Origin of the sequence: Neptuniibacter sp. 1_MG-2023, assembly GCF_030547185.1 — a bacterium.
GTDB lineage: Bacteria > Pseudomonadota > Gammaproteobacteria > Pseudomonadales > Balneatricaceae > Neptuniibacter.
This window is the reverse complement of the sequence record NZ_JAUOQR010000013.1, coordinates 58,409-79,024: the sequence shown is the minus strand read 5'-3', so window position 1 is coordinate 79,024 and position 20,616 is coordinate 58,409. Positions and strand designations below refer to the sequence as shown.

The 20,616-nt window shown below is 40.7% G+C and carries 22 protein-coding genes; 16 read left to right on the top strand and 6 right to left on the bottom strand.

Annotation, left to right across the window (positions count from 1 at the left end):
• The first annotated feature begins 41 nt into the window (after positions 1-41).
• Both Q4492_RS13685 and Q4492_RS13680 read left to right on the top strand, forming a co-directional pair.
• The gene (locus Q4492_RS13685; protein ID WP_303418981.1) at positions 42-893 is read left to right on the top strand and encodes an alpha/beta fold hydrolase; all 852 of its coding nucleotides are present in this window, start codon (positions 42-44) and stop codon (positions 891-893) included.
• A gap of 42 nt (positions 894-935) precedes the next feature.
• Positions 936-1,955 (top strand): hypothetical protein, encoded by a 1,020-nt coding sequence (locus tag Q4492_RS13680; protein ID WP_303418979.1) that lies wholly within the window; start codon positions 936-938, stop codon positions 1,953-1,955.
• An 87-nt stretch (positions 1,956-2,042) separates the two neighbouring features.
• Here the strand turns inward: Q4492_RS13680 and Q4492_RS13675 are convergent, their stop codons facing one another.
• The gene (locus Q4492_RS13675) at positions 2,043-2,729 is read right to left on the bottom strand and encodes a hypothetical protein (RefSeq protein ID WP_303418977.1); all 687 of its coding nucleotides are present in this window, start codon (positions 2,727-2,729) and stop codon (positions 2,043-2,045) included.
• Between the two features lie 298 nt (positions 2,730-3,027).
• Between Q4492_RS13675 and pdxH the strand changes: the two genes are divergently transcribed.
• The 4 genes from pdxH to Q4492_RS13655 all read left to right on the top strand — a co-directional run bounded on the left by pdxH (position 3,028) and on the right by Q4492_RS13655 (position 5,102).
• Entirely contained in the window at positions 3,028-3,675 is a 648-nt protein-coding gene (gene pdxH / locus Q4492_RS13670) for a pyridoxamine 5'-phosphate oxidase (RefSeq protein WP_067865802.1), read from the top strand.
• Entirely contained in the window at positions 3,672-4,349 is a 678-nt protein-coding gene (locus tag Q4492_RS13665; protein WP_303418972.1) for an alpha/beta hydrolase, read from the top strand. The genes pdxH and Q4492_RS13665 overlap by 4 nt, the downstream gene beginning before the upstream one ends.
• Before the next feature lie 12 nt (positions 4,350-4,361).
• Entirely contained in the window at positions 4,362-4,829 is a 468-nt protein-coding gene (locus Q4492_RS13660; protein ID WP_303418970.1) for a peptidylprolyl isomerase, read from the top strand.
• 84 nt (positions 4,830-4,913) lie between these two features.
• Positions 4,914-5,102, top strand: coding sequence for a YqaE/Pmp3 family membrane protein (locus tag Q4492_RS13655; protein WP_303418968.1), 189 nt, complete (start codon positions 4,914-4,916; stop codon positions 5,100-5,102).
• 63 nt (positions 5,103-5,165) lie between these two features.
• Here Q4492_RS13655 and Q4492_RS13650 read toward each other — a convergent pair whose 3' ends face one another.
• The gene (locus Q4492_RS13650; RefSeq protein WP_067865815.1) at positions 5,166-5,426 is read right to left on the bottom strand and encodes a hypothetical protein; all 261 of its coding nucleotides are present in this window, start codon (positions 5,424-5,426) and stop codon (positions 5,166-5,168) included.
• A gap of 593 nt (positions 5,427-6,019) precedes the next feature.
• Here Q4492_RS13650 and Q4492_RS13645 point away from each other — a divergent pair.
• Both Q4492_RS13645 and Q4492_RS13640 read left to right on the top strand, forming a co-directional pair.
• Positions 6,020-6,145, top strand: coding sequence for a hypothetical protein (locus tag Q4492_RS13645; RefSeq protein WP_269454615.1), 126 nt, complete (start codon positions 6,020-6,022; stop codon positions 6,143-6,145).
• A 345-nt stretch (positions 6,146-6,490) separates the two neighbouring features.
• Positions 6,491-6,685: a hypothetical protein gene (locus Q4492_RS13640; RefSeq protein ID WP_156473682.1), complete on the top strand. Its 195-nt coding sequence runs from the start codon at positions 6,491-6,493 to the stop codon at positions 6,683-6,685.
• A gap of 51 nt (positions 6,686-6,736) precedes the next feature.
• On the opposite strand, the gene Q4492_RS13635 is transcribed toward Q4492_RS13640, so the two are convergent.
• A complete protein-coding gene (locus Q4492_RS13635; RefSeq protein WP_303418962.1) occupies positions 6,737-7,867 on the bottom strand; it encodes a methyltransferase in 1,131 nt (376 codons plus the stop codon).
• Positions 7,868-8,145: 278 nt separating this feature from the next.
• Here Q4492_RS13635 and Q4492_RS13630 point away from each other — a divergent pair, with 278 nt between their 5' ends.
• The 6 genes from Q4492_RS13630 to Q4492_RS13605 all read left to right on the top strand — a co-directional run bounded on the left by Q4492_RS13630 (position 8,146) and on the right by Q4492_RS13605 (position 13,466).
• A complete protein-coding gene (locus Q4492_RS13630; RefSeq protein WP_303418960.1) occupies positions 8,146-8,325 on the top strand; it encodes a hypothetical protein in 180 nt (59 codons plus the stop codon).
• A 478-nt stretch (positions 8,326-8,803) separates the two neighbouring features.
• The gene (locus tag Q4492_RS13625) at positions 8,804-9,721 is read left to right on the top strand and encodes an SPFH domain-containing protein (RefSeq protein ID WP_303418958.1); all 918 of its coding nucleotides are present in this window, start codon (positions 8,804-8,806) and stop codon (positions 9,719-9,721) included.
• The gene (locus Q4492_RS13620) at positions 9,722-10,171 is read left to right on the top strand and encodes an NfeD family protein (RefSeq protein ID WP_303418955.1); all 450 of its coding nucleotides are present in this window, start codon (positions 9,722-9,724) and stop codon (positions 10,169-10,171) included.
• 54 nt (positions 10,172-10,225) lie between these two features.
• Positions 10,226-10,720, top strand: coding sequence for a M48 family metallopeptidase (locus Q4492_RS13615; RefSeq protein WP_303418952.1), 495 nt, complete (start codon positions 10,226-10,228; stop codon positions 10,718-10,720).
• Between the two features lie 257 nt (positions 10,721-10,977).
• On the top strand, positions 10,978-11,538 hold the full coding sequence (locus Q4492_RS13610) for a DUF2726 domain-containing protein (RefSeq protein WP_303418949.1): 561 nt from the start codon (positions 10,978-10,980) through the stop codon (positions 11,536-11,538).
• A gap of 251 nt (positions 11,539-11,789) precedes the next feature.
• The gene (locus Q4492_RS13605) at positions 11,790-13,466 is read left to right on the top strand and encodes a S8 family serine peptidase (RefSeq protein WP_303418946.1); all 1,677 of its coding nucleotides are present in this window, start codon (positions 11,790-11,792) and stop codon (positions 13,464-13,466) included.
• A gap of 146 nt (positions 13,467-13,612) precedes the next feature.
• Here Q4492_RS13605 and Q4492_RS13600 read toward each other — a convergent pair whose 3' ends face one another.
• Both Q4492_RS13600 and Q4492_RS13595 read right to left on the bottom strand, forming a co-directional pair.
• Complete coding sequence (locus Q4492_RS13600) at positions 13,613-14,236, bottom strand: LysE family translocator (RefSeq protein ID WP_303418944.1); 624 nt, start codon at positions 14,234-14,236, stop codon at positions 13,613-13,615.
• Positions 14,237-14,671: 435 nt separating this feature from the next.
• Positions 14,672-17,728: an EAL domain-containing protein gene (locus tag Q4492_RS13595; protein ID WP_303418941.1), complete on the bottom strand. Its 3,057-nt coding sequence runs from the start codon at positions 17,726-17,728 to the stop codon at positions 14,672-14,674.
• Between the two features lie 273 nt (positions 17,729-18,001).
• Between Q4492_RS13595 and Q4492_RS13590 the strand changes: the two genes are divergently transcribed.
• Together Q4492_RS13590 and Q4492_RS13585 are read left to right on the top strand one after the other, a co-directional pair.
• Positions 18,002-18,469, top strand: a complete 468-nt coding sequence (locus Q4492_RS13590) for a DUF302 domain-containing protein (protein ID WP_303418938.1) — start codon at positions 18,002-18,004, stop codon at positions 18,467-18,469.
• Between the two features lie 188 nt (positions 18,470-18,657).
• The gene (locus Q4492_RS13585) at positions 18,658-19,638 is read left to right on the top strand and encodes a DUF6635 family protein (protein WP_303418936.1); all 981 of its coding nucleotides are present in this window, start codon (positions 18,658-18,660) and stop codon (positions 19,636-19,638) included.
• Positions 19,639-19,695: 57 nt separating this feature from the next.
• Here Q4492_RS13585 and Q4492_RS13580 read toward each other — a convergent pair whose 3' ends face one another.
• Positions 19,696-20,268 (bottom strand): hypothetical protein, encoded by a 573-nt coding sequence (locus Q4492_RS13580; RefSeq protein WP_303418934.1) that lies wholly within the window; start codon positions 20,266-20,268, stop codon positions 19,696-19,698.
• Positions 20,269-20,616: the final 348 nt, after the last annotated feature.

Sequence of the window (20,616 nt, the reverse complement as noted above, 5' to 3'; positions counted from 1 at the left end):
TGCTAACGTGCTATTAATTATGACCATGAAAAGGAGTTTGTATGCATACTGATAGTGTACGCTGCTTAAACGCAACTGGATTTCACAATATGGTATATCACGAATGGGGTAGTCGTGATAATGCTCGTGTGCTTGTGTGTGTGCATGGATTAGCGCGTAATAGCCGTGATTTTGATGAGTTGGCTTTAGCCCTGTCTCGCGAATATCGAGTAATCTGCCCTGATATTGTTGGGCGAGGAGCAAGCGATTGGCTACCTTCAGGTCAACCTTATGATATTCCCCAGTATTTAAGTGATATGACGACTCTACTGGCCCGTCTAAATGTAGATACTGTGGATTGGGTTGGGACATCGATGGGTGGGATTATCGGGATCTGTTTAGCGGCCCTGTCTGATTCCCCGATTAAACATTTAGTGCTGAATGATATTGGCGCTTTTGTACCAGCTACTGCGTTACAGCGTATTGCTGAATACCTAGGTGATAAGCATTTTCAAAGCTTGTCGGATGTTGAGCAGTATATGCGTAGCACCTATCTGTCATTTAACAATCTAACTGATAAGCAGTGGCGTCATCTAGCAAAGTATGGCTCACGTTTACAGAGTAATGGTGAATATGCCTTGCACTATGATCCCGCGATCGCTGAAGCCGCCAAGCATAGTTGTAGTGATGATGTTGACCTTTGGCCTTTTTGGTCGGCTATTAAAATCCCTCAGTTATTAATCTGGGGTGAGGAATCGGATGTGTTGCCAGAACAGACGGTACGAGACATGCAGGCGAATGATCAATTGGAGTTATTCACTATACCTGAGATAGGGCACGTTCCCTCTTTGATGGAGCGCCCACAGATTGAAAAAGTTAAGATGTGGTTACGTGAACAACATAGACATAATTAAAGCACTGCCTACTATATTTTAGCGGACTATAAAGGAGTTTAGATGAGCGTACTAACACGTTGGCCACAAGATCAGCTTTGTTTAAGTGACCAAGAGCGTAAAGATGCAGTGGATGCAGTAGAAAAAGCTTTTGCCTCAACGCTTGAGTCCTTGAAAGTGGATATTGGGCTAGTCGATATGTTTGAAGCGATTTATGTTCCTCTAGGAGCATGGTTAGCTTGTAGGAAACGACAGAAAACAGGCCCGCTTGTCATCGGTATAAACGGAGCGCAAGGGGCGGGAAAATCAACCTTATTTAATTTACTGGAAGTGATTCTTACTGAAGGTTTTAATTTTAAAGTTGTTGGTTTCTCTATAGATGATCTCTATAAAACCTATGATGAGCGCGTTGAGCTGTCGGAAACCGTACACCCTCTATTACGCACAAGAGGGGTGCCTGGCACTCATGATGTTGAGTTGGGAATAGAGATTCTTAATTCGTTAAAAAATAGTGATGAGCATACCGTCACTAAGATTCCCGTTTTTGATAAATCTACAGATGACCGTTGCCAAGCAGCGGTTTGGCAAGAGTGGGTCGGGCCTGCTGATATTATCGTCTTTGAAGGATGGTGTGTCGGTGCGGATCCGCAAAAACCGGATGCTTTATTAGAACCGATTAATGAGCTTGAAAGGGATAAAGACCCCAGTGGTTTATGGCGTGATTATGTTAATGCGCAACTATCCGGTGTTTATCAAGATCTTTTCTCCATGATAGAGGTGCTTATTATGTTAAAAGTACCGAGCATGGATGCGGTTTTTGAGTGGCGTTCACTACAAGAGAAAAAGCTAGCGGAGCGAGTCAAATATATTTATGACACTCAACAGCCAACCGAGCATTTGCGGATTATGAATGAAGAGCAAATCAAGAGCTTTATTCAGCACTACGAGAGGTTGACTCGGCATATGTTGGAAGAGATGCCAGATCGTGCCGATATATCCCTATTTTTGAATAAAAACCATAAGATTTCAGAGATAAGGATTAACAGCCCACTCAAACATTGTGGGTTAAAATCTAATAGCTAAGCTTTCCATGAATCGGTGTGGAAGGCTTAGCCTTTCAGCTAAATAATAGGCTAGCGCTTGGTAAAAAAGCGCTATGCTTACTACTCGCTAAATAGGTAAAAATGTCATAGATGCCGCACCTTGAACAACGCGGTTAATCGTTCGGCTAGTTTTATCTGCAATAATATCCGCCATAAGATCTTGAATACCTATAAGTTTACCTAGGATTCTCTCGTAGCTGTAATTGCTGATTCCTTCTGATGAGATGCCGTTACTTAATATATAGAGTTGCCCAGATGGGTCTTTGCGGTTATTCAGATGCCAAGCGATAGATTCGAGGTTGCGTGCTGAGTTATAAAGCTTCTGTTGGTCTAGATCGTCTAAGATAAAAATCTCTTTCTTCCCATCATAAGCGGCATGAAGCATGCCTGTAATGCCCGCCATTAACGCAAAGACACGATCACCTTCAAACTCATCAGAGAAGGCTAAAGGCACCGCTGTAATGCCATCAGAGTAATTAAGTTCAGCGAACCCATTGGGAAGTCGTTCTGTTGGGAAAAGCTGCTCTAAACGCATGCTAAGGGTCATGCCTTCAACTTTCCTAAGCTCCTTTGGGTTACGTTTGTAGAGTTTGATCGTGAGTTCTTTTGTCAGTTTATGCCATTCTTTGATATTAACGTCTGCAACCATATCGATGTCAGATTTAGCTAAGTTTTTGACCTCGAACGGCTTTGCATTTTTATCTAAACAGCCAGTAATTAGAAATAACGAAATAATAACCAAAATAAAACGCATAAATTCCCTTAATGATGCGTAGCGGGTGACAATAGCAACTATATAGGTAATGTTGAATAAGGTACAAGCTAACAAGGAATAAGAACATATAAACATGCGTGTATGTTTGAATATAAAAAGTTTGGCTGGCCAGAGCAGACAACCTTTGTATGAAGGTGTAAGGACTGAGCTTGCCCTATCTACTCGGAATGATTAAACGGGCTGGTGGCTATTTTTATCGCTCTTATTTGCTGCGGTCCTTAATGATATAGTTCGCTTTATTTTTTACTGAACATAGACATTAACTTGAGACATATTTATGAAAGCGAAAGGTGATCTCACCACTACCCGTCGAGAATATATAGCTGCCCCTCTCAGTGAAGCAGGATTAAATATAGACCCTCTAGTTCAGTTTTCTGAATGGATGGATACAGCACTCTCAGTCACACCTGATGATGCCACTTCCATGACCTTAGCGACGGCTAATTCATCGGGTATGCCCTCAGCACGTATCGTATTGTTAAAACATTTTGGTGAAGAGGGGTTTGCCTGGTACACGGACTATCGCAGCCAGAAGGGCGCTGACCTAGCGGAAAACCCTCAAGCGGAATTGATGTTTTACTGGTACGGTTTAGAGCGACAGGTCCGAATTCAAGGCAGAGTAGAAAAACTATCGCTTTCTCAGGGAAAGAAATACTTTGAGGAACGTCCTCTTGGAAGCCGTTTAAGCGCAGCGGCTTCTTGTCAAAGCCATCCTATTGCCAGTAGAGAAGAATTAGAGCTGGCTGTGCAGCGTTTAGAGCAACAACACCAAGATGGACAGATCCCTCATCCTGAAGAGTGGGGAGGATATATTTTAAAACCTACGCGGTTTGAGTTTTGGCAAGGTCGAGAAAGTCGACTACATGATCGTTTTCAATTTAATCTGACCGAGAGCGGTTGGCAGATACAGAGGTTGCAACCATGAGTAGCGAAACTGAAGCGACATTAGTTCGCGTTGAACCAGAATCTACGCCTAGTGCTTGTATTATTTGGTTGCATGGATTGGGTGCCGATGGCTACGATTTTGAACCGATAATACCTTACTTAAAGCTCCCTAAATCGAGTGCGGTACGTTTTTTATTTCCCCATGCAGAGGTGATGCCTGTAACGGTTAATGGCGGAGCACCGATGCGGGCATGGTACGATATTTTAGAAATGAATGTAGGCCGTAAAGTGGATAAGCCTACATTGATTGCATCTAGCGAGAGGATACAGCGCCTGATCGATGAGCAGATTGCTGAAGGCATTCCTGCGGATAAGATTCTTTTAGCCGGTTTTTCACAAGGTGGTGCTGTTGCCTATCATGCCGCTTTAACATATCCCAAATCCTTGGCTGGTTTAGTTGCTTTGTCTACTTATATGGCGACAGCTGAGGAAATTAAACTACAGCGCCAATCGAGTAATTATCAAATTCCTATTTGGGTTGCTCATGGTGAGCGAGATGAAGTTGTTCAGCTTGCGCTTGGCGAGCAAGCGCTGACCACATTAAAGGACATGAATTATAACGCGTTATGGACTACTTACCCTATGGGGCATGAAGTCGTGATGGAAGAGATCGAAGCCTTAGGTTGCTGGATGGCTCAGCAGCTTAAGCTTTAAGTCGGAGAATGTATGAAGATTGCGAATAATAAAGTTGTTAAGTTTCATTATGCCTTGGTTAATGCTGATGGCGAAGTATTAGATGGCTCCCGTGGGGGCGAACCTTTGCCTTATCTACATGGACATAAAAACATTGTGCCGGGTTTAGAACAGGCCATGTTGGGTCATAGTGTCGGTGATAAATTCAAGATTAAGGTGTCACCTGAGCAAGGCTATGGGCTGCGTGATGAAGACAAAGTCTCATTGGTTGAGCGTGCGTCTTTCGAGGGGTTCACTGAATTAGCTGAAGGCATGGTTTGTCAGATGGAGGATGAGCAGGGTGATCTTCAGCTTGTCTCAATTACCAAAATTGATGAAGAGGAGGTGACGGTTGATGCGAATCATCCTTTTGCCGGTCTTGAACTCAATTTTGATGTGGAAATTATGGACATCAGAGATGCAACAGAAGATGAGCTGTCTGCCGGACGTATTGAACTGTAAGCTTTTTAAAGTTAATAATCGTTTAAATACAGACGTACGCAGTAGCAATTACCTTCAAGCTACCGTAAATATTTGGAAATTATCATGCGTTTAATTTTAGCTTTGCTTATACCTTGGTTACAGTTTTTCACTATTGGTCGTCCAATTGCCGGCATTATCTGTTTGATTTTACAGATCACAATTGTCGGTTGGATTCCTGCCGCTATTTGGTCAGTGTATGCACTAAGCCAGTATAAAACTGATCAGAAAATTAAGGATGCATTAGATCGATAGTATTGCTTTGCTATCGATTCTTACTCCTAGCTAAGCCGTTGAATAAACGGCTTTTTTATGTCTTTATTTTACTTTTTCCTGCCATTCTAAATCCCCTATTTGAACTTTTAACCACTCAAATCCTATCTTCTTAGCAACGGCAGCTGCGCCATCTAAGCTTTTAAATTCACGTTCCTTTTTTGAACGCTGTAATTCAAGTGTAAACACCTCTTCATGTTTAGTGACAAATTTTAGTGTCCAGCCCCGTGCCATAGAGATCGGTATTGCTTGGCAAGAATCAAATACACCCGCTTTAAAAAGAAGTCTTATTTCTTTCTCTTGCATAGTCATATTCCTTATTCAACTTATCTTAAAGTAATAATGATAATTATAAATCAAGTTTTGAATATAACCAAATTTTTAGTTGATTTATTTGTTGTCTAACTTATTGAAAAATAAGGATAAAATAAATTATTTCTAGGTTTTAAACGGGGTGTATTTGTTGTTTGTAACTAATTGAAATAAAAGGATATTTTTTATTTGTTATCTTGAAATATTTTAATCATATTTTTATTTAAAGTGATTGAAATTTGATTAAGGGTTGTTGTTATTTATTTTTGATTTGTTGCCAAACTGTTTTGCTATTCAGTACCTAGTTATCTTATGGAGAAGCTTTCGAAGGTTGGGCGTGTGAGAAGTGTCGCTGTTGATTTGCAGCATTATCTGGGATCGGTAGGTCAGAAAGAACTGCCTGGCGCTTGGGGTAAAAGGCGCTTGGGGTAAAAGGCCCAATAAATTGAACTAGATCAATAAAAGGCTAAGCCAGTATTAAACGGGAGGGGCTTTCTTGAGCTGTATCAATATTTGCTAATGTGTAAAGGGGTAACCTCCTTTACCAGAGCAGTAAAAAATTACGAACAAATCGTGGGGGTATCGTGATGGTTGATGTATATAGTATGGAAGTGTTGGTTCCTAGCTTGTTGATGATTGGTGTAATGAGCGCCGCTATGACTTGGGGCTTTTTTAAAGTTCGCGGCTTGATGAACGAAGATAAAAAGAAGTAAGCGTATACTATTGGGGTTGTTGTCACCTTCCTCGATTCGGTAGAGAGTTCTCTTACTACAGCAAAAGAAGATCACTTTGGTGGTCTTTTTTTGTTTTTGTCATATGCCTATTGAGTTTGTATATCCCTGCATGCTTATTAAACCTTAGGCTAAATGCTGTTTATAGCTTAAGCGTATTGTGTACACTTATCCTTGATTTATATAAGTGAAATGACCAAATTTAATGAGAGGTCAGCACTTGTACATTTCTGAAATAATAAGTCCTTTACAAGCAAGAGGTTCTTCAAACTGCTTCTTGCGTGATAAATGAGAGGTTTTCGCATTTTGAGCAAAAAGGAGACGATGGTGAATAACAGTAGAGAAAGAGGCTTTTATAAAGTCCGTTATGGTAAGCGTTGGATTGCCGCCTATTGGTGTGGTGAATTATGGGGTTTACCGGATGAGATGAAACCAGGGGAAGAGGGATGGGAGGCTGTACTTGATCAGCAACCCGATGAAGTTGGGGAGTTCATCCCTATGCCGCTGACCTTAAGTAGCTGATAGTCAATGGTTGGGTCGGTAGATGCTCTATCGACCCCATATTGTTATATCTTATTTACTGGCTCTAAGAATTATAAATTTTCTATTACTGGCTACGGTTGTACAGTTACCAAATATTTTCTTAAGTGAAAGATGATAACCAAGATGGCGATTGCCAATAACCCAGAGCTCTCCACCTTTTTTTAGTACAGCGTAAGATTCATGGAACATCTGCTGTGCTATAAAGTCACCGACAACATTCTGCTGATGGAACGGGGGGTTGTTGAGTACTAGATCAAAACTATTCTTAGTTAAACCCTGTAAACAATCAGTCGGTGTAAATATCGCTGTGCGTTCAGGCCCGAATGCATGGGTAAAATTTATTTTAGCTGAATCTACAGCCATAAATGATTCATCTACAAAGTTGATCACCGCCTTAGGGTTTTTCTCCGCAGCAATTAATCCGACGACACCGTTTCCGCAGCCTAAATCAACAATCGTTTCATATTTATCGGTGGCAGGTAGGTGCTGTAGGAAAAAGCGAGTCCCTATATCCAAGCTATCTCTAGAAAATACGGCTGCGTGATTACTAATTTGATACTGCGTTCCTTCAAGTTTGTAAGTTGAAGGGTATGGCGAATTGGTGATCTCAAGTGACTTATCTATAGCGGGAAAGATTAAACGAGCTTTCTTTTTAGCTAAAGATGTCTTAGTAGGACCGATAATTTTTTCGAACAATTTTAATGTCGATGTATGAATTGCTTTAGTCATCGCTCCCGCAATAAGAGTGCTCTCTTGTGTTAAAAGAGGTTTTAATCTGATGAGCTGATCTTCCAACATAGCTAAGCTTTTGGGTACTTTGATAAGGACTATGTCAAATGTCTGTTTGGGGTAATTAAGGCTCGTATGAAGGGTTATATCTTCTTGGCTGATTCGGTTGTCCGTTTGGTTTTCCTTAGTGCCCGCATGGGCCAACCAAGAGTCGCTTATGGATTCTGGATGGAACTGATGTAGTGATATAGCCAGCGCGCCAAACTGATCATTAACGATGAGTATCTTTGAGTGCTTATTGATTAATTCATTTTCGCTAAGATGCTGAAGAATATATTCATCCGCTGCGTCCCAGGCTCTAAGTTGCTCTTTTCTACGGCGAGGAAAGCGTGATAGTTGGAACTCTCCAAAGGCGCTACTAAGTGTTTCCATCTCTTTTTACCGACTCCGGATCTTAAATGAACGCGATTTTACCACAAGCTCCTAGACAAATGCCGCCTAGAAATTAAAGAGGATTATGGGTCCCTTTAGATTGGCCTATGTATAGAAGGTGAGTTGCTTTTATATGTTTCATTTTCATGAAACTTTTCATAATCATTTGATCCTGAAGGTTAAAATCTATATAAATATGTATATACATTCGATGTGCGTTGGGTATGCGTTGTATTTGCTGTATTCTTCCTATCAGAAGATATTTGAGGTCGCACAGTATGACTGAAAAAAAGAAGACGAAAGCGAAGAAAAAAAACAGCCAATTAGTAATTCGTATTAATGGTGAGCAACGAGATGAGTTTGTTTCGCTGTGTGATGAATTAGATACAAGCGCTGCACGTGAGATACGTCGTTTTATACGTGGTTTTCTAGAAGAGCATGAGCAAAAAGAAGAGTGATAATTATCACTGAATGATTGCTGTGTTCATATTTAATTATTCCAATGGAGATTTATATAATGGCTAAAGTAAAAGCAAAAACAGTTAAAAAAGAGATCAAAGCACGTAAAGCTAAAATTGCTAAGCACGAAGGTAAGCTTAAAGGGCTTAAAAAATTGCTTAAAAAAGCAAAATAATTAGCGTTTAGCCAATTATTTGTAGAAAGGGAGTAGATGATCTCTGCTTCCTTCCTCCTCCCTCTATTTCCATTCAGTAATCCTTTCTCATCTATTCCTGCTTCTTTAGAGCTATTTTTTTATAGGCTCCCTATCAGTTATTCTTGATCAGTATTACCATAGACGGCTGTAGTACTTTGTTCATGTAATAATGAAAAAATAAGGGAATCGATGCTGTACATGCCATAGTTGCCAATTACCCTAAAAGATAGAGTAATAGGACCTGCGTACAGACGTTTAGTGTTCCACAAATGGAGGTTGTAATGTTTGGATTTGAGATGACAGCGGGCGTAGTCGTTGTACTGGCGCTGATTGTGATTTTTTCAGGGGTCAAGATGGTCCCACAAGGCCACAACTGGACGATAGAACGGTTTGGTCGTTTTACAAAAACCCTAACGCCAGGGCTGAATTTGATTATTCCTTTTGTGGATCGTATAGGCACTAAGCAAAACATGATGGAGCAAGTATTAGATGTTCCTCCGCAAGAAGTTATCAGTGCAGATAATGCTCAGGTTACAACAGATGCTGTCTGTTTTTATCAGGTGCATGATGCATCTAAAGCAAGTTACGAAGTGAATGATCTATACCGTGCTATGCAGAATCTGGTCATGACAAATATTCGTGCTGTGTTAGGTTCAATGGAGTTGGATGAGATGCTGTCTAACCGAGATAGCATTAATAGCCACCTTCTGAATAAAGTTGATGAAGTTACCGACCCTTGGGGCGTAAAAGTTACCCGTGTAGAGATTCGTGATATTTCTCCCCCAACTGATCTGGTCGATGCGATGGCAAACCAGATGAAAGCGGAGCGTGAAAAACGTGCGGCTATTTTAACCGCTGAAGGTGAGCGCGAAGCAGCGGTTCAGGTAGCCGAAGGTGAAAAGCGTGCGGCTGTTTTAAGAGCCGAAGGTGAAAAAGAGGCTGCTTTCCGTGAGGCGGAATCGCGTGAACGTTTGGCCATGGCCGAAGCGAGAGCTACAAAAGTAGTATCGGAAGCGATCTCTCAAGGTAACCCGCAAGCCTTGAATTACTTTGTTGCACAAAAATATACTGAGGCATTGCAAGGTATTGGTGCAAGCGAAAATTCTAAGGTGGTTATGATGCCGTTGGAAGCCAGCAGTATGATTGGTTCTATTGCAGGTATCAGTGAGCTACTTAAAAATACTAAAGCAGGATCTTAAATGATTGAGCAGCTAGAAACTTTGTCATATTGGCATTGGATTATTCTTGGTCTGTTGCTACTGGCCGGTGAAGCCTTAGGGGCCGCAGGTTTTTTAATCGGCTTAGCTATCTCGGCCTTTATGATTGGAGCTCTGTTAGCTGTAGATTTAGTGCATGATTGGCAGATCCAATTTCTGCTATTTGCTCTATTTTCTGTACTTGCTTCTATTGTTTTCTGGAAGTTTTTCCGTAGTCAAAATACTACAGATGAAGCGGTTAATATTAATAACCGCGCTGCCCAGTTGATTGGTAGAAAGCTGACCCTGCAGGCGGATGTTGACAATGGCCAAGGTAAAATTCAGATTGGCGATACGCTGTGGAAAGTAGAAGCAGAAGGTGACCTAAAAACGGGAACCTTGATAGAGGTTTATGCCTCAGAAGGCATGGTGCTTCATATTCGCGCAGTTTAATGACCCAGCCAAGCGTAATGAATCACTTATTACGCTTGGCTAATTGAAGATAAAATGAATCGGTTAAAATATATCAGCCATTACCCTAGCCACATTCAGCATCAAGTGCAGGAGTTGCTGGATCAAAATAAACTGGGCACATTGTTACAAAAAAAATACCCAAGGATTCATAGCTTCCAAAGTAATAAAGCTTTATATGATTTCGCTATAGATATTAAAAATAGCTATATGCGCAAATCTTCGCCTCTTAGCAAAGTACAATACAGCGATAAAATATCTGCACTGAACGCTTTAGGCTTACATACCCGTATATCCCGTGTGCATGGTGGGAAGTTAAAAGCTAAAAAAGAGATTAAGATAGACTCTCGTTTTAAACAGATGCCGCTGGAATTTTTACGTATGATCGTGGTGCATGAGTTGGCGCATTTAAAAGAGATGGATCATAACAAAGCGTTCTATCAGCTCTGTGAATATATGGAGCCTAACTATCATCAATATGAATTAGATCTTCGCCTTTATCTGACCTTTCTAGATACACCTGACGCTTAACAACATGTTTTGTCTTTTTTTACATATTTGATTCGATCACTTTTAAGTGGGCGGTTTCCTTATAGAGACCTATCTCGGCCTGTTGTTAAGTTATCAGTAATTTTATAGTTGTTAGGCTTCTCGTTACTGATAGGTGAAGAGTTCCGAGAATAATTGATAGGTTTTGTTTGAAACAGGTGCGGTTGGCTTAAATTTGAGATGCTTTCTGTATACACACTGGGTAATATTGCCGCCTCATTTTGCACAAGGTTAAAAATGTGATTGAACAATCGTGGCTATATCTTTCTGCTTTAGTAATCTTCTTGATCCTACTGTTGGTTTTTTTCAAGAAAGTAAGGGCTAAGCAGGAAATCGATCCAAACTTGTCTCAAAAAGAGCGTATGTTTACCTCTATTCTTGAAAAAGCAGTAGGGGAGCAATATAGAGTTATCTGTAAAGTACCAATGGAACATGTATTTGAGGCGGAAAGTGGTTTATCAGATAGAGCTAAGAAGAAAGTAACTAAACCGCTTAAATCTCTCCAGTTTGATTACATTGTGTGTGCCGTTAATAATAGTGCGGTTATCTGCGCTGTCGAATTAGATGATCATGAATATCATAAAAAGCGTCATAAACAACAGGATCTCTTTATTGAGGAGTTGTGTTATGAAGCGGGCTTACCTTTACTTAGAGTCGCGCCTCAAAATGGTTATAATTTAGTCGAAATTATTGAGCGTTTTGAACGTACAATCTCTGCCCCTAATACCGCTAATTCTGAACTAAGCCAAGCGCAATTTAGTTTGAAAATGGTCGATGTTTATCGCCCTCAGCCGGGCTAATACATCGTTTTTACCTCACTGCGCTTAGCGTCCTCTTACTTTTCTCGCCTCTAGTTAATGAATTTCAAGTTATTTAGTCTTCAATTGAAAACCGTAGTGAGCATTTTTTGTTCAAAAAAGCTAAAATGCCACTACCAGTTTTTGAACTTATAAGATATTGAGGATTGATTGGTTGATCCAAGATGCTGCTGAGCCGTCTTTTAAGATTCGAATTAGTTTATCCATGTGGTAAGGGATTATAGGAATTTAAAATGAAAATTAGGAATCTTCGGTTGTTACCATTGCTTGGTTTCACCTCTTTCATATCGCTAAATGCAGCGGCTGTTACGGTGGAGCATAGACCTACTGATCAGATTATCATTAAGTTTGATAATGCAAATGTTGAAGGGAATTCACAAGCGAGAACGTTATCAACACGCCTTAATAAGAAACTAGCCTTTGTTCGTAAAACTTCTCAAGGTTCCTATGTATTTAGACTTCCCTCAAGAGAAAACTTTTCGAGTTTAAAAGCCTACTTGAAAGTGTTGAAAGCTATCTCTGGTATTAAATACGCCGAAGCTGACCAGATGATGTTTGCTATTGATGATTTAGCGACTCCTCCTACTGAAGGTATCATCGGTGCAAAGAAGCCTATTTATGATCTGCAATGGCATTATTTTGAGCCTGTGGGTGGCATGAATGCTGATGGTGCATGGAATCAATTAGATAGTAGTGATTCAGTGGTAAATGTAGCCGTTTTAGATACAGGGATTACAGCCCACCCAGATCTAGATACTAATGTAATTGGTGGTACAGATATGATCACTGCGCAGTCCATATCTAATGATGGTGATGGACGAGATGCGGACCCAAGTGATCCCGGTGATTGGGTTAGTCGAGGCGAATGTTATCTAGGTTCTCAGGCGTCGAATAGTAGTTGGCATGGAACTCATGTCAGTGGCACGATCAGCGCTTTTACTAATAATAGTGCAGGTGTTGCTGGTGTTGGTTATAACAAAATTAATATAGTACCTGTACGTATATTGGGTAAATGTGGAGGTTATACCTCCGATATTGCAGATGCGATTGTTTGGGCCGCGACCGGTGAGGACAACCCGAATAAAGCGCAAGTTATTAATATGAGTATCGGTGGCGCGGGTAGTTGTAATGCAACCTACCAGCAAGCGATAGATACTGCGGTTGCGGCTGGAACAACGATTGTTGTGGCAGCGGGCAACTCGGATGATGATGCTGAAAACTATACGCCAGCTAGTTGTAATAATGTAATTAGTGTTGCTGCTACTAACCGAACCGGTGGTCGAGCTTACTATTCAAATTACGGGGATGTTGTTGATTTAGCCGCACCTGGTGGGGAAACAAGTACAGGTGCACGTGATGGCGTGCTTTCTACCTTAAATGAAGGTACAACGGTTCCAGCAGCTCCGACGTATGCTTATTATCAAGGCACTAGTATGGCAACACCTCATGTGGCAGCAGTGGCTGGTTTACTCTACGTGAAAAAGCCGAGTATTACGCCTGCTGAAGTGAAAACTATATTAACCTCAACGGCGCGTGCATTTCCTGAATCCTGTATTCAGTGTGGATCTGGTATTTTAGATGCAGGTGCAGCTATTGCGGCATTGGATGGTAGTGTTACGCCGACAGAACCTGCGGCTCCAAGTAACTTTACTGCCATAGCCGGTGCTGGCACAGTAACGCTTAATTGGTCCGATCAAAGTACAAATGAAACGGGTTTCTATATTGAGAAACGTCGTAAGTTCTCTAATCAATGGGGTACTTATCGTTCCGTTGTGACGGCGGCAGCCGATTCTACGAGTTATCAAGACTCTGTATTTGGGGGCACTTATCAATACCGTATCCGCTCTCAGAATAGTACAGGTGACTCTGCTTGGGTTGTGAGTGGGGAGGTTTCAGTATCAAGAAATTGATACGACTTCTATCAGAACAATCATTAGACCTTCCTTCTATTACTGTGAAATCAATGGATGAACAGCTATAGAAGGAAGGATCTTACTTCATAAGATCTAACTTTCCGTTCTTAGTTATTGAACTCTTTTTTAACTTGGAGCTGGGCTTACTTTCCTAGTGCTAGCCATAATCCAACAATAATCATAAGTGAGCCTGCAATACGGTTCATTAAACGCACATTGTCGCGCTTCATCAGTAGTTGCCGAAGTAGCTTGCCGCCATTTGCGTAAATCAGCAAACAGATGAACTCCAGCAGTAGAATTATGGCGATTAACATACTTAATTGCGGCGCGATTGGCAGTGTTGAGTCTATAAAAGGGGGTAAAAGGGTAACAAAGAAAGCCCAGCCTTTCGGATTTGCGACCGCGGTGAGAAAACCATTGGATGCCAGTTGTAATCGAGATAGCTCCGGTTGTTCTTGTGTCGATTCGGTTAAAACGAGTTTTCCTCTTGAGCGGAACATCTGATAACCAATCCAGCATAGGTAGGCTCCTCCACCTAATTTGAGAAGAAGAAACGCATCAGGATATTTAAGCATTAAGGTAGCTACCCCTAAGGCCGCCGATGTTGCAACTAAACTAACACCTATCAGCTCGCCCCACATCATATGAAGGCTTCTCTTTACGCCTATTGATATACCTAAACTCAGCGCTAAGGTCATACACATTCCGGGGGTTATCGACACTAAGAAGAATGTAGGGATAAAAAGATAGAGGAGGGTAAATGACATTTAATCGACAGTGCTCATCATAAGTATTAGGTAGATAGAATTACTATAAGGGTAAGGTATAAAGCAATAATAATTGCAAATTATTTGCAAAGTTATGCTATGGAATGAAAAACAACCAGTTCTCTGTAGGCCTTTTATAATAGGCCTTTCCGATGATACCCATAATTTGTCTACATACTTATCCACAGAATATGGGGGTAAAAAAACAGTTGAAATCTAGCTGCGTATGAGTGTTTTTTATACAGAACCCTAGTTTAAAGAATAAAATGCATATTTGTTAAAAAAAATATTGCTATTAATGGTTAAATACGACCTCGGTGGATAGGGTTAATAAATGAGCAGTCTCTTGAGAGCCATGTATTTAGGGGTTTACAGGGGATACCCATAATTAATCTACAAGTTTATCCACAGTTTTTGGGGAAAGGTTTATCTTTTCTATTTATCTATATTGAAAGGGGGTGTTTCACCCATCAAACGAGTATTTAATTGTTCAACGCATTCTATAAACTGATGTGCGGGAACGGGAGGGCTAAAATAATAGCCTTGGGCGTAATCGCAGTGCGCTTCTCTGAGGAAATTAAACTGCTCGACTATCTCTACCCCTTCGGCAGTGGCTTTGTAGCCAAGGTTGTGAGACAAGGAGATAATGGCTTGAGATATCTGAATATCATTTCTGTCCTCAGGAATATCACTGATGAAGGAGCGATCGATCTTAATAATATCTAGAGGTAGACGCTTCATATAACTCATAGAGGAGTAGCCAACACCAAAGTCATCAACTGTAATGGTATGTCCTGATTTTTTGAGTGTATTCAGGTAATGGATATTACGCTCTGTTTGATCCATGAGATAACGTTCAGTTATTTCAATATCAATGCGCTGGGCTTCTATTCCTTCCTCTTGCAGAATGCGCTTAAAGGTTTCGGTTAGATTCCCTTTTTGGAACTGAATACTGGAGACGTTAATCGATATTCTATTTAAATCGAGGCCGTTTGCTTTCCATTCTTTATAGCACCTACATGCTTCACTTAAGACCCATAGTCCTAGCTCATGTATTAAACCATTCTCTTCTGCAATCGGTATAAAGTAGTCAGGAGGAACCATACCCATCTCCGGATGGTTCCAGCGTATTAGGGCTTCTGCATGGCTTACCGTACATGAGTTTAAATCAATAATCGGCTGGAAGTGCAGGGAGAATTGTCCAAGACCTAAGGCCTCTCGTAGAGCAGTGTCTGTTCTCAGACGTTTATCCGTACGTTCTGAAAGTGACTGTGTATAGTAACGGAAACGGTTGCGGCCAAGCTCTTTTGCACGGTACATAGCTATATCAGCGTATTTAATAAGGGTATGTACATCCTTACTATCATTTGGATAGACCGAGATACCTAAGCTTGCACTTATGTTAACTACATGACCCATAACATTATAAGGGTGCTGGATAATATCTATAAGCTCTTGTGCAATGAGTGCCGTGGCTTCCTCATCGTCAAAGGTCTCTAAAATAACAACAAATTCATCACCACCTATACGCGCTAACGTATCTGAGCTACGTAATCGCGCAAGCATTTGATTCCCCACTTGGCAAAGCAAAGCATCGCCAAAGTGGTGACCGAAAGAATCATTTATATATTTGAACCTATCTAAATCAATAAAAAACACTGCAATTTGGCTTCCCTGACGTGCAGCTAAGTCTATTGCATGCTCTAGCCGTAAAAGTAACTGTGAGCGGTTCGGTAAACCCGTAAGAATATCGTGACTGGCGACATGTTGAGCGGCTTGTTTTTGTGTTTCAAGTTGTTCATTGATCTGCGCAAGCTCAGTGTTTTTATCGGTTATAGCATTTCTATGTTTACTGAGTTGGCGATACCTTAAAATTACTAAGGTTAAGATAACAGCGAAGCCAAATAACAGCTGCCAAATTAAGCGATAATCTATGCTTTCTTCGTAACGTACACCTAGCCAATTACCTCGTATACGGTTATGCACACTATCAGGAGTAGCTTGAATAACTTTATTAAAAATCGTAACTAAATGAGGTTCATCATTGCGTGCTGCAATTCCTGAATTCCAATCGTAGTCGAACTTTCCGCTAATTTTTAATTCGCCGATAAAGCCTGTTTGTATGTGATAGCTCAAGGTTGGCACTGAGTCGAGAAAGCCTAAAATCTTTCCCTGATTGACGCTTTTTAATCCCTCACTTATCGAATTGAATTCGGTAAAGTTTATTTTAGGGTGCCGTTTTTTTATGACTTTTCCTGGTGAGTAACCTTTGATTATACCTATTTTCTTCCCCTCTAATTCACTGAAATTGGAGTAGAACCATTCCTCTTTTTGTGTAGCTAAAGCGAGTGAGGTCTTTAGGTAAGGGATGGTGAATGATAGATATTTCCTGCGTTCGGGGCGATTGCTAGCAAGGGCAAGCATATCGCAATCTCTAAGCCGTACAGCTTTGAGCGATTGCTCCCATGTATCTGTTTTTACGACATCAATCGGAATGCCGATCTGCTCCGAGAAGTAAGCAATATATTCTGCTGACATACCAGTAAATTTGCCGTCAATAAAACCTTCATAGGGTAGCCAGTTAGGGTCAATACAGGTTTTAATCGTTTTCTTTTGTTGCAGGTAGCGTAGCTCTTCAATGGTGAGCAGATTGGAGGTTTGCCCCTGTTTTAGTGTCATTGGTACATTAACCCAACGATCAGTAAGCTGTTTTTTTTCTTCTGGGGTGATGCTCTCCAGTACTTTATTGATAATAGTTGCAAGTATAGGTAAGCCTGATCGGGCGGCCATATAGACTTGGTCGACGTCGAACTCGGCTGCAAACGCGGGCTTTAAACCGTAGATATGATTTTCGTTAAGGTAGTAGTTGATAATCGTAGTGCTTTCAACCAGCGTATCGGCTTGCCCTGTGATAACCGCATCTATAGCTTCTAGTGTGGATTTAACTTCAAGGATGGTGATGTTCGGATGGGTCTTTTTTAAAGTATCTAAGTATGAAAAACCTGTTGGAATCGCGATGGTTTTACCTTGTAGATCCTGCATGCTTTTAATATCTTCACGATCAGACTTAGTAAATGCGTAATGACGTAATTTGATATAAGAGGAGGTGTAATGCATTAATTGATCTCGCTGTGGAGACCAATAAATAGCGGGCAAAAGATCCAATCGCTGATTCAGCTGCATCGTCAGCAGCTCATTCCAAGTGAATCCGCTGATAATCTCAAAATTGAGCCCTGTGCGTTCTGATATAAGTTCTAGATAATCGTTGGCTAGTCCGGTGTATTGACCATTGTGCATATAATCTAGAGGTGCCCAATCCGTCTCGGCACCTACCAGAATATTTGGGTGGGTGTTAATAAAAAGCTTTTCTTCTGGCGTGAATTCAATCTGACTGGCACTAAAAGCAGGCAGGCTAAGGCACAGTAATACTAAGAGTCTAATTGCGGAACAATAGAATTTTGATTGTTTGTCGGCTGTGTAGTTTAAATTCATAATAAGTGAAGCCGATTTGGTTAGTGCACTCGTTATATTCTAAATATTTTATGATACAACAAATAGTTAATAAAAACAGATGGTTACTTGCTTAATGCTAAGACGCTAAATAACCACAATGTCTATAGCATACCGCAGCGCTATTATTTTGGAAGGCAGATATGAGTTTATAAGGAATTAGGTTATAAATAGTCTTTTCTATTTGAAACTTATTGATCTTAATCTGGTCATAAGTCAGATCGTAACATCGTTTGATTAACAGGGAATTTTAATATGAAAAAAGCATTAATATGGGCTGCACTTACACTAGGTATTAGTAATTTTTCGTTTGCGGCGGATGGCTCCTCAGCTGAAAACGGTCTTGTAAGTGTACCAAGTACGCATGGCGTAAAAGAAACTGCGGATAAATTAGAATCAGTACTAACAAGTAAAGGGATGACTGTTTTTACGCGTATAAATCATACGGAAGGCGCTAAAAAGGCTGGTAAAGAGTTACGTGAAACGGAGGTGGTGTTGTTTGGTAACCCCAAGGTAGGTACTCCCTTGATGCAATGTTCCCAAACTATGGCGATAGATCTGCCGCAAAAAGCACTAGTTTGGCAGGATGCAAATGGAGCCGTATGGTTGAGCTATAATGATCCTCATTACCTTGCTTCACGCCATAATATTAAAGACTGTGATGCTGCGGTGGCTAAAGTTTCTGGTGCGTTGGCAAAGTTTGCCAAGGCCGCTACAGAGTAATTATTAGCTGATAGTTAAGATACAAACCATTCATATTAATCGGCCAGTATTGAATGCTGGCCGATTTTTCTGCTTTATGTAGATATAAACAAATTTACTGAGTTTCATCAGGGCTTAACCTAAGGGTTTTAAACTCAATAAGGTTTTTATCATCATGGCCATAAGGTCTTACTTCGGCTAAGTTATTTATGTCACACTCAGACCTAACGCTACCTATTGCGAACTTGTCGAGAGAGATCAAGCCAGCTATTGAGCGTGGTATCAAGCGTTACTTTGCATCTTGCCAGGCGCGTATTCCTGATTTTGTAAGCCAGCATTTTAATTATCCCGGTGCTATAAAAACCAACCGTATTGCTTGGGGGTTAGATATTTTCCGTGCCCCAGTTAATCTTTTTTGGGCACCCTGTTTTACCTTAATCAGTTTGTTTAAGTTTTTGGTAGGTCGTTTTTCAGGGGGTGATCGGTTAGGCAAAATATTGGCTGCTATTCCCGCCGGTTTCACCACAGATGTTCAGAAACAAATTTCTGATCTGGTTCTCAGTGATTTGCTTAAAGTAGCAGAGCGAGATTTGGGTGAAGGCGAATACTTCCTTAACTGGTATATCACAGATGAATTGCGCAATATTTATCAACGTGCAGAACATGTGGAAGTGGATGAAAAACACTTCCATGCCTGTTTTCAACCTATTGTTACTGAATCTCTAGCCCAGTATCAAGTTGCCAGAACCGCTTCAGCTGATATTGCAAACACACTGTCATGTACTATCTTAGGAGCCTTTGCCTTCCAGAAATTCACACCCGGAGGCATAGGTATCGCGCTAATGCTAGCCTATTCATTAAGTATCCAATTAGCTGCCTCGGATTTTGTTTTTGGTCATAGCATGGGGGAGCTCTATTATGGTGCTTTCCCACCTGATCCATCTTTGGGCTTAACTACACTGAGTATAGTGTTTGTGCTGACATTACTGGCATCTTTTGCCGCCTTATCTGGTGTTGTCACTGACCCAATACAAGCGAAAACAGGGTTGCATCGTTTCCGGCTGCGCAAAATGCTTAAACATATGGAAAATGATTTACTCAAACAGACCCAAGGCAGCTTTCGACCTAAAGATCAGTATGTAGCACGCATATTAGAAAGTTTTGATCTGATTAAGTCGGGGTTGTTGTAGGGCAGGAGGTGGAGTTAGTTAAGCTAGGGTGGAGGGTTTTATCTGTTCTTAACTGATTTATGGATGGCCATTTGCACTTGCTAAACTTCCTTCATAGGCTTTAAAGATTAGATGGGGGTGATCAGATACTTCTCTTAGCTCGATAAGCAGTAGTTCAGAAAAACTCTGGATGCAATCTCTCGCCTTTTTGACGAATTCCCGAGTAAGATATTTGTCCCAGTCGTGGTCATAACGAAAGTGAGACCCGATTTCCTTTTCTTCAGCTGTATATGATGATGCTACTACTTTTCCGTGTGCCATCATATCTCTGTAATTTGCGATTTTTCTGACTGTTTGGTACGGAGGGGTTCCTTTGTTCCATTTAAACTCTGGAACTAAGTCAACAATCTCTTCTATTTTTCCTTCTATGCCTTTGCCTTTAAAGTGCTCTTTTTCGTTTTTCCATGTTTCTGGGAAGACAGCGTACCCACAAAAATTTATAAATGCTTCAAACGCAAGGTAACTCATTAGTAGTGATGGCATTAAATAGTGATATGAGTCATCTGTCGCTAGATCAAGTAATTTAGTTGAAGATCTCCAGAGGTACTCGTGTGTGTATATTTCTTCATTAACTTGTATTTTATTTGACACTATATTCACAAAGCCTTTTACATTTGTATATACGGGAGGTGTGTATATACCCTTACTGTAATTGATTTAAAGCAGATGTAATGGTTTGAAAGGGAAGGACAAGCTAAAGAATTGACGGTATACCTTCCATGAAAAACCAAACACAGGTATGAGTAATTGATATACATGAGCTGGTTGTAAAAGCCTCGTATATCTACTTATGCCAGACATACATCCATATGATTTCTCTGTATTTTTAACCTAGCCTTGGTGGGGATGCAATTGTCCTTTTAGGCAATTGCTCTGAATGCACTTTCTTCTCTTTATAAGTGAACGCCTTAAAAAGAAATAGGGCACAAAACCATCGCA

Bases quoted from the DNA above. Each gene is read 5' to 3' on its own strand.
- Q4492_RS13685 (WP_303418981.1), top strand. From the start codon at position 42: ATGCATACTGATAGTGTACGCTGCTTAAACGCAACTGGATTTCACAAT.
- Q4492_RS13680 (WP_303418979.1), top strand. From the start codon at position 936: ATGAGCGTACTAACACGTTGGCCACAAGATCAGCTTTGTTTAAGTGAC.
- Q4492_RS13675 (WP_303418977.1), bottom strand. From the start codon at position 2,729: ATGCGTTTTATTTTGGTTATTATTTCGTTATTTCTAATTACTGGCTGT.
- pdxH (WP_067865802.1), top strand. From the start codon at position 3,028: ATGAAAGCGAAAGGTGATCTCACCACTACCCGTCGAGAATATATAGCT.
- Q4492_RS13665 (WP_303418972.1), top strand. From the start codon at position 3,672: ATGAGTAGCGAAACTGAAGCGACATTAGTTCGCGTTGAACCAGAATCT.
- Q4492_RS13660 (WP_303418970.1), top strand. From the start codon at position 4,362: ATGAAGATTGCGAATAATAAAGTTGTTAAGTTTCATTATGCCTTGGTT.
- Q4492_RS13655 (WP_303418968.1), top strand. From the start codon at position 4,914: ATGCGTTTAATTTTAGCTTTGCTTATACCTTGGTTACAGTTTTTCACT.
- Q4492_RS13650 (WP_067865815.1), bottom strand. From the start codon at position 5,426: ATGCAAGAGAAAGAAATAAGACTTCTTTTTAAAGCGGGTGTATTTGAT.
- Q4492_RS13645 (WP_269454615.1), top strand. From the start codon at position 6,020: ATGGTTGATGTATATAGTATGGAAGTGTTGGTTCCTAGCTTGTTGATG.
- Q4492_RS13635 (WP_303418962.1), bottom strand. From the start codon at position 7,867: ATGGAAACACTTAGTAGCGCCTTTGGAGAGTTCCAACTATCACGCTTT.
- Q4492_RS13630 (WP_303418960.1), top strand. From the start codon at position 8,146: ATGACTGAAAAAAAGAAGACGAAAGCGAAGAAAAAAAACAGCCAATTA.
- Q4492_RS13625 (WP_303418958.1), top strand. From the start codon at position 8,804: ATGTTTGGATTTGAGATGACAGCGGGCGTAGTCGTTGTACTGGCGCTG.
- Q4492_RS13620 (WP_303418955.1), top strand. From the start codon at position 9,722: ATGATTGAGCAGCTAGAAACTTTGTCATATTGGCATTGGATTATTCTT.
- Q4492_RS13615 (WP_303418952.1), top strand. From the start codon at position 10,226: ATGAATCGGTTAAAATATATCAGCCATTACCCTAGCCACATTCAGCAT.
- Q4492_RS13605 (WP_303418946.1), top strand. From the start codon at position 11,790: ATGAAAATTAGGAATCTTCGGTTGTTACCATTGCTTGGTTTCACCTCT.
- Q4492_RS13600 (WP_303418944.1), bottom strand. From the start codon at position 14,236: ATGTCATTTACCCTCCTCTATCTTTTTATCCCTACATTCTTCTTAGTG.
- Q4492_RS13595 (WP_303418941.1), bottom strand. From the start codon at position 17,728: ATGAATTTAAACTACACAGCCGACAAACAATCAAAATTCTATTGTTCC.
- Q4492_RS13590 (WP_303418938.1), top strand. From the start codon at position 18,002: ATGAAAAAAGCATTAATATGGGCTGCACTTACACTAGGTATTAGTAAT.
- Q4492_RS13585 (WP_303418936.1), top strand. From the start codon at position 18,658: ATGTCACACTCAGACCTAACGCTACCTATTGCGAACTTGTCGAGAGAG.